This window comes from Streptomyces sp. NPDC018029 (genome assembly GCF_044327655.1).
Classification (GTDB): domain Bacteria; phylum Actinomycetota; class Actinomycetes; order Streptomycetales; family Streptomycetaceae; genus Streptomyces.
Window position 1 is genome coordinate 152,131 of record NZ_JBIRFV010000012.1, and the last position, 16,494, is coordinate 168,624.

Genomic DNA, 16,494 nt, shown 5'->3' on the forward strand with positions numbered 1-16,494 from the left:
ATGCGTGTCGGCTGACGGCGACGAGACGGCGGAGATGCGGACCGCCCTGCTGCGGCTGCGCCGGGGCACGGGTCTCCCGGTGGCCTTCGGCGGTCTCCTCGACGGCCCTGGCCAGGTGCGGATCGGCGAACTGAGCGGCACGGGAACGCACGCCCTGCGGGGCCTCGCCATCTCCTCCGGGAACGGCCTCGGCGGCAAGGCGGTCGCACTCTCCCGGCCGTGCGCGGTCACCGACTACCACGTGTCGCGGCACATCAGCCACGAGTACGACGCCGCGGTGGCGGCGGAGGGCCTGCGGTCGGTGCTCGCGGTCCCCGTGGTGGTACGCCGCCGGGTGCGCGGAGTGCTGTACGGCGCGCTGCGCGCGGCCCAGCCGCTCGGCGACCGGACGCTGTCGGCGGCGGTGGCAGCGGCCCGCGACGTGGAGCAGGCCCTTCTCGTACGGGACGAGGTGCGGTCCCTGCTCACGGCGGCCCGGGAGCAGGTGGCGGGCCCGGGGACATCCGGGGCGGTGGCGGACCCGGGGGTGCCCGGCGCAGGGGCGGACCCGGGGGCGTGGGAGCGGGTGCGGGAGGCGCACGCGGCGCTGCGGGCCCTGGCACCGCGCATCGCGGACGGGGCGCTCCGCGCCGAGATCCTCTCGGTGTGCGGCCGGCTGGAGTCGGCGGTGACGGTCCCGGACCGCACCGGAACCCGCCCCGTCACCCTCGCGCCCCGCGAGGTCGACGTCCTGTCCTGCGTGGCCGCGGGCGTGACGAACGCGGCCGCGGCCGAGCGGCTCGGACTGCGCCCGGAGACGGTGAAGGGCTACCTGCGCTCCGCCATGCGGAAGCTGGGCGCGCACACACGTCTGGAGGCGGTGGTGGCGGCGCGGCGGGCGGGGTTGCTGCCGTAGCCCCGCCCGGTTGGCACCCGGCCGGCGAAACCCGACCGCCACGCACGAGTGTGCCTGACCCGCCCCTGTCAGGCGTCGACGACGGCCCCGAAGCGGATGTCGTACGAGGAGGACGTCTCCGCGATCCGCGTCAGCATGCGCTCCGCCTCCCGCACCAACTCGTCGCGCTGGGCGCGTCCGGGCCGCCCGAACGGCTCGATGGTGAGCACGGCGCTCCCGCTCTTTGGGTCCTCGGTCAGCCGCCACACGCCGGCGAGGAACCCGTCGAGAAGAAAGACGGAGTAGGAGTAATTCCCCTTCCAGGTACGGCCCTTGTACTCGGCGGGGACGACGCGGGACCGGTCGGCGTGCGAGAGGAGGAGGTTGTCGTACTCGGGCAGGAAGCGGGCCGGGGCCGGGGTGTCGGCGTCGGGGCGCGGCGCGTCGGGCAGGTCGAAGAGTTCGACGCCGTTCTCGTCGCGGAAGGTACGCAGCCGGGGCCGGAGCCGCTCGAAGATCTCCCGGAGCCGGGTGAGCCGGGCCCAGGTCTGCATGTCCTGGACGGAGGCGGGCCCGAAGGCGGCGAGGTACCGCAGGACGGCGGCGTCGAGGGAGCCGGCACCGGCATCACCAGCGCTACCGTTACCGTTACCGTTACCGCCATCGCCGAGCCACGTGCCCAGGGTGGTGAGCGCCACCTGCCCGCTGCGCCGCCACAGCCCGCGCGGGGTGACCTGGACGAGCGGCAACGTACAGCGGGCGGCGACGGCGAGGGACTGCGGATCGGCGTCGGGCCACCGGACGAGGAGCAGTTCACGGAGCTGCTTCATCGTGCGGGGCTCCGCCTCGACGGCCGCACGGGCGAGCGCGGCGAGCTCGGCCAGGTCGACGCCGGCCAGCCCCGCGCGGAAGCCCGACAGCTCACGGGTGCGCGCATCCTGCACGAGCGGGCGCAGGGTACGGGCGTCGTCGGCGGTGTGCAGGTGGATGGTGGAGCGCAGGGTGACGATGCGGACCAGCTCGCGCGCTTCGAGGAGGGCGGAGAGCTCGGCGGGATCGAAGTGTTCGAGGCGGGCGGCGAGAGCGTAGTAGGGCGGTTTGACGTTCTGCGCCTGGAGTCCGACGAGGTGGGCCACCGCGTCCTTGACGGACAGGTCGTCCGCCCGGCGCAGCAGGAGCTGCCGCTCAAGAGTGGCCCGATTGAGATCACGCGCCCCCAGGACGGGTACGGAACCTGCGGGGACCGTTTTCGTCGTCTTCATGGCGGCACGCTAGCGCGCACCGAGGACAGATACGGTCCGCATCCACCCGAGGCTCTGCGGCCCCCGAACATCGGAAGCCCCGGCCCGCCACACCCGTCCGCACCTTTTGGCCCGCATATCCTGCTCCGTGACCATATAGGCGAGCGATCGACGAAGGAGGCGGCCAGCATGGCGGAGCGCCGCACCCGTCCCACACCGACCGCGAACACCAAGAAGCACACATGGCGGCGTGCGACGCGGCCACCGGCGGCCCCGCCTCCCCAGAGCACCCAGCCGCACCCGGAACCTGCGGAGCGCACCCCCCGGCCGGCCGCGGACAGCAGCGTCATCGAGGCGGCGCTGTACCGCGACGGCGTCCGCGTGGCGACGCCCGGCTCCCTGGCGGACACCTTCCGCGAGCTGCGCGACGCGCCGGACGGCATGGCATGGATCGGCCTGGCACGCCCAACGGAGGCCGAACTCCTGTCTCTCGCGGAGGAGTTCGACCTCCACGAGCTGGCCCTGGAAGACGCGATGGAGGCCCACCAGCGCCCGAAGCTGGAACGCTACGGAGAGACACTCTTCGTCGTCCTGCGCGCGGCCCGCTACCTCGACGCGCCCGAGGAGGTCGAGTTCGGCGAACTCCACGTCTTCGTGGGCCCCGACTTCGTCATCACGGTCCGGCACGGCGCGGCCCCCGACCTCTCGGCGGTCCGCCGCCGCATGGAGGACTCCCCCGACCTCCTCAGGCTCGGCCCCGAGGCGGTGCTGTACGCGATCCTCGACGCGGTGGTCGACGGCTACGCCCCGGTCGTCGCGGGCGTCCAGAACGACATCGACGAGATCGAGACGGAGGTCTTCCGCGGCGACCCGGAGGTCTCCCGCCGCATCTACGAACTCTCCCGCGAAATGGTCGAGTTCCAACGGGCCACCCGCCCCCTGGTCAGCATGCTGCACGCCCTGATGGCAGGCTTCGCGAAGTACGGCACGGACGAGGAGCTCCAGCGCTACCTCCGCGACGTCGCCGACCACGTCACCCACACCAGCGAACGAGTCGACGGCTTCCGCCAGGCCCTGACCGACATCCTCACGGTCAACGCGACCCTGGTCACGCAACAACAGAACGCGGAGATGCGGGCTCTGGCCGAAGCAGGCTTCGAACAGAACGAGGAAATCAAGAAGATCTCGTCCTGGGCGGCGATCCTCTTCGCCCCCACCCTGGTAGGCACGATCTACGGCATGAACTTCGACACGATGCCCGAGCTGAACTGGGCCTTCGGCTATCCCTTCGCGATCCTGCTGATGGCCGTGGTGTGCGTGAGCCTGTACTTCATCTTCAAGCGGCGGGACTGGCTGTAGCGGGGAGCCAGTGGGCTTGATCGACTTCGCGTACGCGAAGGGTCCAGAGGGGCTCTCCCGGCCCCTCGTAGGCGTCGAGGTCACCGTTGTCTCTCACCGCCCGGAGTCTGAGGACGGCCTCGGCGCCGCTCAGCCCCCACCTTGCCCCGGTGATCTCCAGACGGTCGCCGATGAGATGCCTGCATGCGCCCTCGATCGGGCCGGTGGCGATCGGCCGGCCCTCGGCCAAGGCGGTGTCAGACACGGAGAGACCCGACCACGCCGCCGCCCCTCATGCGCAGTCGTACGTCAGCTTGCCCGCTTATAGGTAAGGACGGTCTTCGGGTGGTTGCCGATCTTGCGTAGGCGCAGCGGGCCGTCCGAGGACTTCACGTCGAAGTCGTACTTGAGCTCGTCCGGCGGGCAGTTGACGGTCCTGGTGCCCTGTTCGAGCTTGAAGTTGCTCATGGACAGGTCGTGCTGGTCGGTGCCGGTGACAGTGGCGCTGCCCTTGCATCGCGGGCCGGTGCGGGTCTCGATGACCACGCGTGCGGGTCTGCCCGACTTGACCTGGTGGACGGTCAGCTGCTGGCTGCCGTCCGTGGCTCGCCACCGGCCCACGAACCAGGGGTGGACGGGCTTCCACTTAGTGGCCACCTTGGCGAATCCGGAGCCTTTGCGCCAGGTCAGCGTGGTGGTTTCCAGCATGCTGGGATCGACGAAGTCCACTCGGGCGCCACCGTCGCGGATGCGGACCTTCGGCCAGACGAGGTTGTTTTTGGTCGGGTCGGTGGTCCAGGAGGAGAGGTCTCCGGTGGCGACGGCCGCGATCACCTCTTGTGGTTCTTCGCCGTCGCTGCAGTACTTGCCGAAGCCGGCCGCGAGCCACACGGTGTCCCGGTACGCCTTCGCCCTGATGCCCTCGCACGGTTTGGTGCCGGTCTCATAGAGCGTCTTCCGGGCGGACCAGGCATCGTCAGAGGCGCGGCGATGCTGTGCCTCCAGGCCGCGGCGAGTGAAGCGGAGGGACACCTGCCGGCCGTCGGACAGTTCGAGGACGGTGTGGTTGTCGTCGTTCTCGACGACCCGTGAATCAGGCTTGTTCTCGGATTCGCGGTGGGACGTCGTGTGCGCCGCGCTGCTGACGGACGGCCCCCTGTCCGATTGCTCGGCCTGCTCGGCGCAGCCGCCGACGCCTGCGCCGAGCATCAGCACCGCTACCGCCCACGCCGCTGCGCTCTTCGTTCTCATGCCGTGTCAACTCCCCTGTACGCCGTCCCGCGATGCCCGGGCCGGTGGGTGGCACGAACTCGGCGATGCTAGCCGGTGGGCGGCCCGCCCCGCTCGGCCCCCCCTGCACGGTGCGGCCCCGGCGGTTCCGTCACTCGTCGAGGACGGCGGCGACCCCACCCGCGCCCGGGCCGCCGCCTCCCGCGCCTCCAACTCCCCCGATCAACGACCCCATCAGCGTCGCCTCCTCCACCCAGGGGCCGTCCCCGGAAGAGGGCTACACCCCTCGCCGCTTCCTGCGTGGCTCACCCCGGCCCTCCCCGGCTGTGCCGAACCGTCACCGGCGGTATTGACCGATCAGGATGTGGACAGGAAGGGCCGCGCCACTGTGCGGAAGATCATGCACCGCGTGTTGCGGCAGCCCAGATCAAGGACCTGGTCCACTCGGCGGATCGGCTTCCTGGCTCATCCCCGATGCTCGCTCGCGCAGCACCGCCCGCAACTCGTGCCATGTGCGCACGACAGCGATCAGGTTCGTCAACACGACACGGGCTTGGGACGGTACGGAAGGATGTGGAGGCGTACGCGCTCGTCGACGCGCTTGATCGTGCCGGGCGCGCCGTACGCCCTCCTTCCAAAGGCGGGTGACGTGGTCCGCCAGCGCGATGGAACCGTCACGCGGGTCGACGAACTCGCCGCGCTCGCTGTCGGTTCCGGCCCTGCGCAGCCACGCCTTGACGTCCTCCAGCGCGCCGAACGACATGTTCCGGACGCCGGGGATGCCGGCGACGCGGTACCGCGAGCCCTTCCCATACCGAGCGGTGCGCTCCCGCTTGCCGCTGGTGGGGTCCTTTGACGCTGAAGCGTCAGGCCGTGGCCGAGTAGCCGGCGCGGCGCTGCGGGGCCGCGCTCACGGGATCCAGGGCCGGGTTCGAGCGCGAGTCGGCCTGCTCCTGCTCGCGTATCCAGGCATCGAGCGCGTCGAGCCGGTACGTCACACGCCCACGGGCACCCATCCGGAAGCTCGGCGGCCCCTGCCGAGGCTACGGCGTGCCGGAGGCTGGCCCTGAAATGAGCAGAGCGCGTCGGTCGATGACCATGCTGCGCCACCGTCGGCGCACCGTCTGCTGCCCGTCGAGCCACTGCGCACGGGAGGGGGTGTCGAGCGCGAGGTCGGCCATGAAGTGGGCGATGTCGACGTAGTAGGCGTAATAGCCCTCACGGGTCAGCTCGCGGAGTCGACTGATTCTGGAGGCGACGCCCGTCCGGTCGTCGCGGATGGCGTGGTGGAAGGCGCGTGCCAACTCAAGCTTGGCCTGGACGAAGAGCAGTCCCGACGTGCTGATCTCCGCCTCCAGTACCTGTGCCCGGTCTTCGACTCCCGCGTCGGTGCCGGCGTCGCGCAGGAGCGCTGCGATCCGTACGTCCAGGGTCGCGGCGCGCAGATCGACCTGGGCCAGGAGGTGTTCACCGAGGTCGATCTCGTCATCGGTGGTGGGGTCGGCCGTGAAAGCGAGAGTGAAGGCACGCATGGCCTGTGACATCGCCGCCTCCCCGCTCTTGCCGTGCTCTTCGGCCTCCGCGCGCGCCGCTCCGAATGCCTGCGCGGCCAGGCGCATGTCGCCCTGGACCCAGCGCACGTCGCCGACGACGCGATGATGCCGCCCCTCCCAGCCCAGGCGTTCGGCGGCCTCGAGAGCGGTCGGGAAGTCACCGGCGAGCCGGGAGAGTTGAGCGAGCCCGCGACGGGCGTTCGGTGCAAGACGTCCCCCACCGGCGGCGACCAGCTGCATTCCCTGCCGGGACCCATCGGTGTGCCCGAGGTCGCGCTGCGTCTTGGCCCGGTAGTAGACGGCCATTTCGGACAGCTCCGCGGGCAGCAACCCGGTATCGGCGACCGCCGCCAGGCGCTCCCCGGTGCGGGCCCGGTTCTCGTGCTGCCGGCGGGCGAGCGCGCTGAGCAGTTCCACCAGTGCGTCGGCGGCCGTGGCCGCAGTGCCTTCCGCCTCAGGGCCAGCGGCCAGGCCGAGCGGCTCCCACACGGAGTCGCCGACGTAAGTCCAGGCGGCCTCGGTGAGCCAGCCGAGGTCAAGACGGTAGTCGCGGGCGATGGCCAGTCCCTGACGCAGGCAGCCCACGAGAAGCAGCCGGTCACGGTCGGAGCCACCCCTCCACTGCTCTTCGAGGGCGGCGAAGGCCCGGATGGCAGCCTGCTGCCAGTCGGCGGGAGACCACCGGTCGTCGGTCTGGTCGTCGGCGCCCCGGATCGTCGCGCGGATGAGGGCATGGAGGTGGAAGGGCCACAGCCCGAACGGAGTCTCCCGTACGAAGGGACGCTCGAGGAGCCTCAGTGCCGGCGCTTGCTGGGGCAGACCCGCGGCCCGGGTCGCCAGGTCGACGTCAAAGGAGGAGAAGAAGGTGACGGAGCGCAACACGTGACGCTCCGGGGCGGTGAGGTCGGAAAGGGTGCGGGCGATCAGCGCGGGAAAGTCGTGATCGAAGTCGGTCGGCTGTGGGGCGCGCCCGCTGCGGCGGAGCTCCAGGAATCTCATCACGGAGAGGTCCAGGTACAGCGGCAGGCCGTGCGAGCGCTGCCCGATCACCGTACGGATGGAGCTGTTGATGAGGGGGCGGCCGTCGGCCGAGAGGCGGCGGGCGAGGTAGTCGTCGCAGTCCTCGAACGAGAAGTCGCCGACCAGCATCTGCCGTTCGCGACCTGGCGCGGAAAACTCCGTACGGGCCTGGGGGATGTCGTGGGCGGCCAGGCCGGGCCAGGCGGTGGGACCGGTGAAGTCGAGCTGCCCCTGGAGAGCTTCGTCGGCCCACTGCAGGCGGGAGCGGCCGGTGATGACGAAGAAGGCGTTCGGCATCAACCACACCAGGCGCTGCAGAAGCCGCTCGAAGTCCCGGTGGGTACGGTCCCCGATCTCCTCGAAGGCGTCCAGCAAAATCACCGGCGTGACCCTCTTCACGGCGGGTAACCGGGCAAGCTCCCAGGCAAGCAGGTGCGGGTAGTAGGAGAGGGAATCCAGATCCGGTTCGCTCTCCAGAAGGTCGGCAAGGCGTGCGCAGCCGGCGAGCGCGCGTACGGTCTGCCGGCGCTCGCGCAGTGCCCCTACGAGCGCCCCGGTGACCTGCCCGATGGCGGAGCCCACCGTGCCAGGCAGCAGCAAGCTCTGGGCGACGTCGGCGAGCGCGGACTGCATCTGCTGCGGCAGCGCCTTCCCGAACCGGGCGGCCAAGCCGCCGCGGTTGAGGAACTCCTCCAGCGGATCACCCGGGTGCTGATGCTCCCAGTAGCGGCGCAACGCCAGGTCGAAGGCAGGCAGGGGCCGGCCGACAGCGGCCAGCGCAAGGCGGACGGAGAGCACGACCTTCTCGAAATCGGGACTCGCGGAGCGCGCGAGATCGATACGTACGGGCAGGATCCGCGCTCCACCCCATACGGGGGCACCCCACTGGGCAGGGCGCTGATCCGGGTCGGCGAGGGCTGCCTCGAACTTGCGCGACAGCGTGGACTTCCCGATGCCACCAATCCCATGGAAGACCACCACGTTGTCCCGGGCCGCCTCCAGGTCTTCAGGATCAAAGGCAGGGTCGTCGACATTCCGCAGGTGCTCGGTGAGCGCGGCCACCGCGAACTCCCACTGCGCCTGGCGATTCGTGAACGCCTCCGCAGCCCTGAGCGTACGGTCGTTCGTACTGAACAGCGCCCGTAGATCCCGACCTGCCACACCAACCCCCGCCAAAGATCACCTGGCCACCAACTTATGTCAGCCGTCGGCCCTGTTGGGGAGTCATCCCCGAAAACGCCCACGCCCGCACCCGTGCACACCGCCACCAGACGAGAACAGGCAGCCGTACTGCCTGCCCCGGCGTCAGGCCAGCCGAACACCCGATCCTGTTCGCCCCCACCCTGGTCGGCACGATCTACGGCATGAACTTCGACACGATGCCCGAGCTGAACTGGGCCTTCGGCTAGGATCGGCCAACGTCTGCATCGCGGCGCAAGGAGAACCTGGCTTCAGAGCCGTACCGGAGCGCTCGGGTGCACCTCGCGCTCGATGCGCGGCATGATCTCGGGCAGATAGATCTTCTGGATGGCTTCGCCGGCATCGTGGGTCTCCCAGTGGCCCCGAGTCGCCCAGCGCTCGACCAGGACGAACCGGGCCGGATCCTCGTGCGAGTGGTACGCCTCCCAACTGACACAGCCGTCCTCGGCAAGGCACAGCGGGCGCATGCGGGCCAGAGCGTCAGCAACCGGAGTGATGTCTTCGGCCTTGGGAACGTGCGCGATGACGATGAGGTCGAACATCACTACTCCTTAATGCGTACATGTGTGCCAACTAGCGGCAGACAGGCTACAGCCGAGGTCCGCCACGCCGCGTGAGCCTTCGCGCAGGCGGGCGGCCTGACTGTCGGGCTTCTCGCCGGGCCTGCCCGGCCCTTGGGTGGTACATCAGCCGCGTTGGTACCGGGCTGCCATCGTGTGGAACACCTTCTTCGGTTCCCAGCGCATCTCGTCGAGCATCCTGACGACGCCGTAGGAGCCGAGGTCTTTCTCCCCGGGCCTGCTGTAACCGGCGAAGGTGAACCAGAGCGCGGTGTCCACGCCCACCTCCTCGAAGATGTCCAGCAATTCCGTGAGGTAGCGCGCCTGCTCGTCCTCATCCGGGACCGCGCCTTCGGGCACCTGCCAGGCCATGCCGCCGCGTTCTCCCGCGCCCTGGTAGGCACAGGTTCCGTACTCGGTCACCGCGACGGGCTTGCCGTGGGAGAGGTGTCCACGCAGCTCTTCATAGAAGCTGTCGGCGTTGTAGGCGGCCCGGTAAGCGTCGATGCCGACGAGGTCGAACGCACCCCAGTCGACGGATTCCCAGGGGGCCGGAGGCGTAGGTGACCTGCCCGCCGAAGTGCGTACGGACGGTCGCGGCGATCTGGGAGAGGAAGGCGTTGAGGCGTTCTTGCACCGGTCCGAGGGAGGACCACCACTCCATGTCCGCGGCTGCCATGGCCCGCATACGGTCGCCGTAGGTTTCGCCCGGGAGGAAACCACCGCAGAACGCGCTGATCTCGCAGCCCGCGACGAACACCACATCGGCGCCGGTCTCCCGTACGGCTTCGGCCCGGGCTGCGCAGTCGGCGAAGAACGGCAGTAACTGGTCGCGGGGCAGGTCCACGGGGAAGGGGGCGAACCAGACCTCAAGGCCGGCGGCCGCAGCGTGTCTTGCAGCGATGCTCAACCGTTCAGGCTCTCGTCCCGAGATGCGAACGGCGTCACAGTGGAGATCCCCGGAGATCACCGCCATGTCGTGCCGGACTGTCTCCGGGGTGAAGCTCTTGCGGGAGAGCTCTTCCCCCGGGAGAAACCCAGTGTCGTAGTTGATGCCTCGTGCACGCATGCCCGTGTCCTTCACTTGATCGTTGCCGTGTTCTGTGTGCGATGAGGGTGTCGGTGGTCAGGACCACCTTCATCTTCGAGCAGCGGGACTGGCCGTGGTCGACGGGACGGCTCCTCTCCTTTCGAGTCTTCCGGACCAATCCGCGGCGCTGTCGGCCACGAATCATCGGGGACAGGCGACTTGTGTGCTGGAGGCTCACCGCGTGAAAGAAGTTGTGCACATCGGGGCTCGGGCGGCGCCAGGGCCCGACTTGCAGGAGTTGCTCGGGCGGGTGGCCCGGGGTGAGCAGGAGGCGTTCGGCGGGGTCTATGACGCCGTGGCCGGTCCTGTTCTGGGCGTGGTGCGCGGTGTGCTGCGCGACCACGCCCAGTCCGAGGAGGTCGCCCAGGACGTCCTGGTGGAGGTCTGGCGCACCGCGCCCCGCTACCGCCCCGACCGGGGCACGGCGATGAACTGGATCCTCACTCTCGCGCACCGCCGTGCGGTGGACCGCGTGCGTTCCGTCGTGGCCTCCGCGGCGCGGGAGGAGAAGGCCGCCCTGCTGGCGCGGACCCCGGACTTCGACGAGGTCAGCGAGCAGGTCGAGACCCGTCTGGAACGCGAGCAGGTGCGCCGGTGTCTGCGTACGCTGACCGAGTTGCAGCGCCAGTCCGTCACCCTGGCGTACTACCGCGGTCTGACCTATCGGCAGGTGGCCGAACTCCTCGCCGTCCCTCTGGGCACCGTCAAGACCCGGCTGCGGGACGGCCTCATCCGGTTGCGCGACTGCCTGGGGGTGAACGCATGAGCATCGCCGACGATCCGCACACGCTGACCGGCGCCTACGCCGTCCACGCGCTGGACGACGACGAACGCGCGGCGGTCGAGGGGCACTTGGACCACTGCGACACCTGCGCACAGGAGGTGCGGGAGCTGACCGAGACCGCGTCCCGCCTGGGGCTGGCGGTTGCCGTCTCGCCCCGCAGGGGCATGCGGGATGACGTCCTGCGCCGTATCGCCACGGTCCGTCAGGACGTTCCGCGCGCCGAGCCGGGCCGCCCCGCCGCCGACGAGGGGCGGGTCCCGGATCCCGCGGTGCGGCGGAACCGTCGCGTTCCCCAATGGGCGCTCGCCGCCTGCGTCGCCGCAGTCGCGGTCCTCGGCGGGACCGCCCTCTGGCAGTACCAGCAGGCCCGGGACGCCCGCGAGGAAGCCCGGCAGACCCAGGAGCAGGCCCGGGAGCAGGTCCAGCAGCAGTCGCAGGAGCTCGCGGCGGTGCTGGCCGCCCCCGACGTCAAGTCCCGCACCGGTCGGCTCGGCGACGGCGCCAGCGGCACCGTCGTGGTGTCGGACAGCCGCAACCAGGCCGTGTTCATCGCCGCCGGGCTGCCCGAACCCCCGCGAGGGAAGGTCTACCAGCTGTGGTTCGACGACGGCGGTGCGATGCGCCCGGCCGGACTCATGGACTCCGGCCGGGGCACCGAGGCGATGCTGATGGACGGTCCGGTCGACCGGGCCACCGGCATGGGCATCACCCTGGAGCCGGCCGGCGGGTCGGCCCGCCCGACCACCGCGCCGGTGGCCCTCATGGACTTTCCCTCCTGACCTGGCCCCGCTGCTTCGTCACTCTGCCGGGTCCCGGTGCGGGTGGCGGGTCCGGGCGGGACGCAGTCGCGGGTACGGGTCGAGCGTGAGCAGCAGGCCCGCGGCGGCGTGCTCCTCGGTCGTCGGCAGCGGCACCAGCTGGCTCGTCCCGTGGCCGCCCAGGCCGGGCCGTCGTGCGGCGTCGCCGTCGGCGGGGCGGAGCTTACGCAGGAACACCGCGACCGGGTCGCGCCGGGCGTCGTGGAGGTCTTCCGCGCCGGTGACGATGTTCAGGAAGGATTCGTGCAGGCGCAGCCCGCTCTGGTCGCGGCTGCTGAGGGTCTGGGCCTGACGGAAGTAGGCGTCGCGGCCGTCGTGGATGCGGTAGAAGGCGCTGACGAGGACGAGGAGCCGTTCGTAGGCGTTGCGGTAGGCGATCTGGTAGTAGCGACGGGCCTGCGTCTCGTCGATCTCCGCGCGCAGCACGCTGCCGATGGCGGCGGCAGCGAGGAGGCCGCTGTACATCGCCAGGTGTACGCCCGTGGACAGCAGCGGGTCCAGGAAGCAGGCGGCGTCGCCGGCGAGGAACCAGCCCGGGCCGCAGAACTCGTCGCTGACGTAGGAGTAGTCGCTCTCGACCTTGAGCGGGGACACCTGGCGCCCGCCGGACAGCATGCCCGCGAGCAGGGGGCACCGGGTGAGTGCCTGGTGGTAGACGGCGTCGAGCGAGCCGCCGTGCTCGTTCCTGGCGTCGTTGAACGACCGCTTGTCGGTGACCAGGCCGACGCTGAGGGTGCCGTCGTGGAGCGGGATGGCCCAGAACCAGCCGTGCTCGGGGAGCGAGAAGACTCCGATGGCCCCGCTGGGCGCCGCCGCGAGGGGGCGCGCTCCGCGCCAGTACGCCCAGGTGGCGACGTTGCGGAACGCCTCGTGGAAGCGTCGCGTGCGCAGCTGCCTGGCCGACAGGAGCCCGGCGCGCCCGGAGGCGTCGACGAGGAATCCGAAGCCGGTCCTGCCGCTGCCGCCACCGCGCGTCGACCAGTGGACCTCCCCGGCCCGGCCGTCGGATCCGCCCTCAAGGGCGACCCGGCTCACCGGGGTCTCCTCCCGTATCTCCGCCCCTGACCGTCGGGCGTGGTCGAGCAGGAGCTGGTCGAATTCCGCACGGACGACCTGGAAGCTGTACGCGGCCGGTCTGCCCGGCTCGTCGAAGCCCAACGGCCACTCTTGGCCGCCCCAGCCGTAGAAGGCTCCCGTCTTGCGGACGAACCCGTGGTTCTCGACCGCGTCCCGCGCGCCCAGCACGTCGAGCACGGGCAGCAGGGAAGGCAGCAGCGATTCCCCTATGTGGTAGCGGGGGAAGCGCGTCCGCTCCAGCAGTTGTACGTCGAAGCCCTGCCTGGCGAGCAGTGCCGCCGCGGTGGAGCCGGCGGGCCCGCCACCGACGACCACGACCTGCCGTTCCTGGTTCATCGGACCCCCACTCGGCGTGGACCGCTCCCCAGCGCCGGACGGTAGCGGTACGCCGGGTTCAGCGGCAAGGGGGCAGGGGAGCAAACGGGGCAGGGGAGCCAGAAGGCGAAAGGACAAGGGGGAGACCAATCCGTGCGGCTCTCCGCACCGGATACCCCATGTGAGAACAGACCGAAGAACACGGCGAGGCCCCGCGGACCGGTGGTGGCGGGCCGCGGCAGGTGCCCTCAGCGGGCTGCTGGCCGCCTTCGCCGCCCTCGCGTCGGCCGAGCTGGTGTCCACCGCGGTGCGCCCGGAGGCAGGGCCCGTGGTCGCGGTCGGCGGGGCGGCGATCGACCGTACGCCCGCGCCCGTCAAGGACTGGGCCATCCAGCAGTTCGGGACCAACGACAAACTCGTCCTGCAACTGGGCATCCTCGCCGTGCTCGCCCTGGCAGCCGTGGCGCTGGGGGTGGTCGCTCTGCGACACCGCGTCGTCGCGGCGGTGGGGGTGGCGCTGTTCGGTGTGGTCGGCGCGCTCGCCGCGACCGGGCGGCCCGACTCGACCGGCGCGGGCGACGCCTTGCCGTCGTTGGCAGGCGCCGTCGCCGCGGCCGGGCTGCTGTACGGGCTCAGTGGCCGCTTGTTGGTCACAGATCCGTCGGCAGACGATGTCCGCCACCGGGAGCCGGGTTGCCCCGAGGACGCGCCGCAGGCTGCGCGGGCACGGTCGACCACCGAGGACGCACCGCAGGCGTCGTCCGCGTACGACAACCGCCGCCGGGAGCCGACTAGTTCCGCGGACGCGCCGCGGACCGCACGGGCGCCGGCCACTTCCGGCGACGCGCCGCAGACCGCGCCCGCACCGGCGGCCACCGAGGACACGCCGCAGGCATCGTCCACGTACGACAACCGCCGCCGGGAGCCGGAGAGTTCCGCGGACGCGCCACAGGCTGCGCGGTCACCGGCGACCACCGGAGACGCGCCGCAGACCGCACCGGCACCCGCCACTTCCGGCGGCGCGCCGCAGACCGTGCCCGCACCGGCGGCCACCGGGGACGCGCCGCAGAGTGCTTGGACACCGGCCGCTTCCGGGGGCACGCCGCAGACTGAGCGGGCACCGGCTACTTCCGGGGGCACGCCGCAGGCGGTCACCGCTCGCTCGTGGGACCGGCGTGGATTCGTCATCGCCGCTACCGCCGCCGCTGCCGCGTCGGCCGGTGCCTGGGTTTTCGGGAAGTCGCTGAATGCCGCGAGCGGCAAGGATGCCGTCGCCTCGCGGGGCAGCGTCGTGCTGCCGACGCCCGGCTCGGCCGCCCCCGCCGTGCCGAAGGGCGCACAGCTGCGGGTGGCGGGCATCAGCTCCTTCGTCACGTCCAACGAGGACTTCTACCGGGTGGACACCGCGCTCGTCGTGCCGAAGGTGAACGCGGACACCTGGCGCCTGCGGATCCACGGCACGGGCGTGGCGCGCGCGAGGACCCTGTCCTACGCGGAGCTGCTGGGCCGCGAACTGATCGAGCGGGACATCACGTTGACGTGCGTGTCGAACGAGGTCGGCGGGCCCTATGTGGGCAATGCCCGCTGGATCGGGGTGCCGTTGGCGGAACTGCTCGACGAGTCCGGGGTCGTACCCCCTTCCCGCGGCGGCCGCGCGGACCAGCTGGTGGCCCGGTCCGTGGACGGCATGACCATCGGCACTCCGGTGGAGGACGTGCTGGACGGCCGCGACGCGATGCTCGCGCTCGGCATGAACGGCGAACCGCTGCCGTTCGAGCACGGTTTCCCCGTCCGCATGCTGGTCCCGGGGTTGTACGGCTACGTCTCCGCATGCAAGTGGATCGAGGACATCGAGCTGACGACATTCGACTCGTACGACCCCTACTGGGTGAAGCGGGACTGGGCCCGCAAGGCGCCCGTCAAGACGCAGTCCCGTATCGACACGCCCAAGCCGTTGGCCCGGCCGAAGGCGGGCACGGTGATGGTCGCGGGGGTGGCCTGGGCGCAGCACCGGGGCATCGACAAGGTCGAGGTGCGCGTCGACGACGGCCCCTGGCGGCCGGCCGACCTGGCCGCCGAGGACAGCCGGGACACCTGGCGCCAGTGGTCCTACCGCTGGCAGGCCACCCCCGGCGGCCACACCCTCGCCGTGCGGGCGACCGACCGTACGGGCGCGGTCCAGACCGGCGAACGGACCCGCACGATCCCGGACGGGGCCAGCGGCCGTCATTCGGTGGTGGTCACTGTCATCTGACTCCCGCCGGGCTCCCCCGGCTCCCCCTCATCTTCCCCACTCCACTCCCCCGCCCCCCCAACCCCCGCTTTGTCCATAGGAGAAGTCATGAACACCGCACCCCGTTTCCGCCGTGCCGCCGTCGCCGTCGCCTCGGTCGCCCTCCTCCCGCTGGCCCTCACGGCCTGCTCCGACGACAGCAAGGACAAGGACAGCGCCTCGTCCGACACCGCCAAGTCGTCGGCCGCCGACCCGGCCACGGGCAGCATGACGGAGCCGTTCGGACCCGCCTGTTCCTCCGTGCCCAAGGACGGCAAGGGCAGCTTCGACGGGATGGCCGAGGACCCCGTGGCCACCGCGGCCTCCAACAACACGGCCCTGTCCACGCTGGTCACGGCCGTCAAGAAGGCCGGCCTCGTCGACACGCTCAACAACGCCGAGAACATCACCGTGTTCGCGCCGACCAACGACGCCTTCGCGAAAATCCCCAAGGCCGATCTGGACAAGGTCCTCAACGACAAGGCACAGCTCACCAAGATCCTCACCTACCACGTGGTCGGTGAGAAGATCGCGCCCGACGACCTGAAGAACGGCTCCTACGAGACCCTGGAGAAGTCGAAGCTGACGACGTCCGGTTCGGGAGAGTCGTACAAGGTGAACGACTCGGCCGACGTGGTCTGCGGCAACGTCAGGACCGCCAACGCGAACGTCTACATCATCGACACGGTCCTCATGCCCAAGAGCTGACGCACCCCGATCGACGGTCGCATCCACGGACGGGCCTTTTGCGGAACCGCAGGAACATGTGCGGTTCCGCAAGGGTCCGTTCGGGCATCGCAGCATGACACGCCATGGGCGGCACCGCCGGGTGGACGGCGCCCGGGCACACGCCCACCCCCCTTCTCACGGCCACCGGTTCACTCGCCGCCACCCGGCCGACCCTGACGCCGTGGCCCGCGAGATCCTCGCGTTCACCGCCGGGTGATCTGCCGCGGCCGTCGGCGGAGTGACATAGGCATAGCCATAGGCATCGGCATCGGCATCGGTTTCAGGCCCGCATCAGATTGCGACGCCTTCCTGTCCTGATCTGTCATTTCGCGGCATCTGTGGCCACGCCACGGACGCCAACGGAGATCCGGACTACTCTCCCGCTCACGGAAC

The 16,494-nt window shown here is 70.8% G+C and carries 14 protein-coding genes and 2 pseudogenes; 7 read left to right on the forward strand and 9 right to left on the reverse strand.

Going from position 1 to position 16,494, the window contains the following annotated elements:
* Nucleotides 1-34: 34 nt before the first annotated feature.
* Nucleotides 35-895 carry a response regulator transcription factor gene (locus ACH4D5_RS32310; protein ID WP_398309712.1) on the forward strand — a complete coding sequence of 287 codons (861 nt, stop codon included), beginning with the start codon at nucleotides 35-37 and terminating at the stop codon, nucleotides 893-895.
* 68 nt (nucleotides 896-963) lie between these two features.
* Here the strand turns inward: ACH4D5_RS32310 and ACH4D5_RS32315 are convergent, their stop codons facing one another.
* Nucleotides 964-2,136, reverse strand: a complete 1,173-nt coding sequence (locus tag ACH4D5_RS32315; protein WP_398309409.1) for a winged helix DNA-binding domain-containing protein — start codon at nucleotides 2,134-2,136, stop codon at nucleotides 964-966.
* Nucleotides 2,137-2,304: 168 nt separating this feature from the next.
* On the opposite strand from ACH4D5_RS32315, the gene ACH4D5_RS32320 reads away from it, so the two are divergent.
* Nucleotides 2,305-3,474, forward strand: coding sequence for a magnesium and cobalt transport protein CorA (locus tag ACH4D5_RS32320; protein WP_398309412.1), 1,170 nt, complete (start codon nucleotides 2,305-2,307; stop codon nucleotides 3,472-3,474).
* A gap of 67 nt (nucleotides 3,475-3,541) precedes the next feature.
* Here ACH4D5_RS32320 and ACH4D5_RS32325 read toward each other — a convergent pair.
* The 4 genes and pseudogenes from ACH4D5_RS32325 to ACH4D5_RS32340 all read right to left on the reverse strand — a co-directional run.
* Nucleotides 3,542-3,712: pseudogene (locus tag ACH4D5_RS32325) on the reverse strand (ISKra4 family transposase); the annotation flags it as partial.
* Nucleotides 3,713-3,762: 50 nt separating this feature from the next.
* Nucleotides 3,763-4,704, reverse strand: a complete 942-nt coding sequence (locus ACH4D5_RS32330; RefSeq protein ID WP_398309415.1) for a hypothetical protein — start codon at nucleotides 4,702-4,704, stop codon at nucleotides 3,763-3,765.
* An 845-nt stretch (nucleotides 4,705-5,549) separates the two neighbouring features.
* Complete coding sequence (locus ACH4D5_RS32335; RefSeq protein WP_398309418.1) at nucleotides 5,550-5,681, reverse strand: hypothetical protein; 132 nt, start codon at nucleotides 5,679-5,681, stop codon at nucleotides 5,550-5,552.
* Between the two features lie 45 nt (nucleotides 5,682-5,726).
* The gene (locus ACH4D5_RS32340) at nucleotides 5,727-8,417 is read right to left on the reverse strand and encodes an ATP/GTP-binding protein (protein WP_398309421.1); all 2,691 of its coding nucleotides are present in this window, start codon (nucleotides 8,415-8,417) and stop codon (nucleotides 5,727-5,729) included.
* Between the two features lie 164 nt (nucleotides 8,418-8,581).
* Between ACH4D5_RS32340 and ACH4D5_RS32345 the strand changes: the two are divergent.
* Nucleotides 8,582-8,662 (forward strand): annotated as a pseudogene (locus ACH4D5_RS32345) (CorA family divalent cation transporter); the annotation flags it as partial.
* Between the two features lie 45 nt (nucleotides 8,663-8,707).
* Here ACH4D5_RS32345 and ACH4D5_RS32350 read toward each other — a convergent pair.
* The 3 genes from ACH4D5_RS32350 to ACH4D5_RS32360 form a co-directional block, all read right to left on the reverse strand.
* Nucleotides 8,708-8,998, reverse strand: a complete 291-nt coding sequence (locus ACH4D5_RS32350; protein WP_398309424.1) for a putative quinol monooxygenase — start codon at nucleotides 8,996-8,998, stop codon at nucleotides 8,708-8,710.
* A gap of 144 nt (nucleotides 8,999-9,142) precedes the next feature.
* A complete protein-coding gene (locus tag ACH4D5_RS32355) occupies nucleotides 9,143-9,439 on the reverse strand; it encodes a hypothetical protein (RefSeq protein WP_398309427.1) in 297 nt (98 codons plus the stop codon).
* A gap of 40 nt (nucleotides 9,440-9,479) precedes the next feature.
* Nucleotides 9,480-10,085, reverse strand: coding sequence for a hypothetical protein (locus tag ACH4D5_RS32360; protein WP_398309430.1), 606 nt, complete (start codon nucleotides 10,083-10,085; stop codon nucleotides 9,480-9,482).
* 202 nt (nucleotides 10,086-10,287) lie between these two features.
* Here ACH4D5_RS32360 and ACH4D5_RS32365 point away from each other — a divergent pair, with 202 nt between their 5' ends.
* Both ACH4D5_RS32365 and ACH4D5_RS32370 read left to right on the forward strand, forming a co-directional pair.
* The gene (locus ACH4D5_RS32365; RefSeq protein ID WP_398309433.1) at nucleotides 10,288-10,872 is read left to right on the forward strand and encodes a sigma-70 family RNA polymerase sigma factor; all 585 of its coding nucleotides are present in this window, start codon (nucleotides 10,288-10,290) and stop codon (nucleotides 10,870-10,872) included.
* Nucleotides 10,869-11,669: an anti-sigma factor domain-containing protein gene (locus ACH4D5_RS32370; protein ID WP_398309436.1), complete on the forward strand. Its 801-nt coding sequence runs from the start codon at nucleotides 10,869-10,871 to the stop codon at nucleotides 11,667-11,669. The genes ACH4D5_RS32365 and ACH4D5_RS32370 overlap by 4 nt, the downstream gene beginning before the upstream one ends.
* 18 nt (nucleotides 11,670-11,687) lie before the next feature.
* Here ACH4D5_RS32370 and ACH4D5_RS32375 read toward each other — a convergent pair whose 3' ends face one another.
* Nucleotides 11,688-13,121: an NAD(P)/FAD-dependent oxidoreductase gene (locus tag ACH4D5_RS32375; protein ID WP_398309439.1), complete on the reverse strand. Its 1,434-nt coding sequence runs from the start codon at nucleotides 13,119-13,121 to the stop codon at nucleotides 11,688-11,690.
* 160 nt (nucleotides 13,122-13,281) lie between these two features.
* Between ACH4D5_RS32375 and ACH4D5_RS32380 the strand changes: the two genes are divergently transcribed.
* Together ACH4D5_RS32380 and ACH4D5_RS32385 are read left to right on the forward strand one after the other, a co-directional pair.
* The gene (locus ACH4D5_RS32380; RefSeq protein ID WP_398309442.1) at nucleotides 13,282-15,354 is read left to right on the forward strand and encodes a molybdopterin-dependent oxidoreductase; all 2,073 of its coding nucleotides are present in this window, start codon (nucleotides 13,282-13,284) and stop codon (nucleotides 15,352-15,354) included.
* Nucleotides 15,355-15,441: 87 nt separating this feature from the next.
* Nucleotides 15,442-16,080, forward strand: a complete 639-nt coding sequence (locus tag ACH4D5_RS32385; protein ID WP_398309445.1) for a fasciclin domain-containing protein — start codon at nucleotides 15,442-15,444, stop codon at nucleotides 16,078-16,080.
* The last annotated feature ends 414 nt before the right edge of the window (nucleotides 16,081-16,494 follow it).

What these genes read in the sequence shown, in the direction of transcription:
- ACH4D5_RS32310 (WP_398309712.1), top strand. Translation starts at nt 35, where the DNA reads ATGCGGACCGCCCTGCTGCGGCTGCGCCGGGGCACGGGTCTCCCGGTG.
- ACH4D5_RS32315 (WP_398309409.1), bottom strand. Translation starts at nt 2,136, where the DNA reads ATGAAGACGACGAAAACGGTCCCCGCAGGTTCCGTACCCGTCCTGGGG.
- ACH4D5_RS32320 (WP_398309412.1), top strand. Translation starts at nt 2,305, where the DNA reads ATGGCGGAGCGCCGCACCCGTCCCACACCGACCGCGAACACCAAGAAG.
- ACH4D5_RS32330 (WP_398309415.1), bottom strand. Translation starts at nt 4,704, where the DNA reads ATGAGAACGAAGAGCGCAGCGGCGTGGGCGGTAGCGGTGCTGATGCTC.
- ACH4D5_RS32350 (WP_398309424.1), bottom strand. Translation starts at nt 8,998, where the DNA reads ATGTTCGACCTCATCGTCATCGCGCACGTTCCCAAGGCCGAAGACATC.
- ACH4D5_RS32360 (WP_398309430.1), bottom strand. Translation starts at nt 10,085, where the DNA reads ATGCGTGCACGAGGCATCAACTACGACACTGGGTTTCTCCCGGGGGAA.
- ACH4D5_RS32370 (WP_398309436.1), top strand. Translation starts at nt 10,869, where the DNA reads ATGAGCATCGCCGACGATCCGCACACGCTGACCGGCGCCTACGCCGTC.
- ACH4D5_RS32375 (WP_398309439.1), bottom strand. Translation starts at nt 13,121, where the DNA reads ATGAACCAGGAACGGCAGGTCGTGGTCGTCGGTGGCGGGCCCGCCGGC.
- ACH4D5_RS32385 (WP_398309445.1), top strand. Translation starts at nt 15,442, where the DNA reads ATGAACACCGCACCCCGTTTCCGCCGTGCCGCCGTCGCCGTCGCCTCG.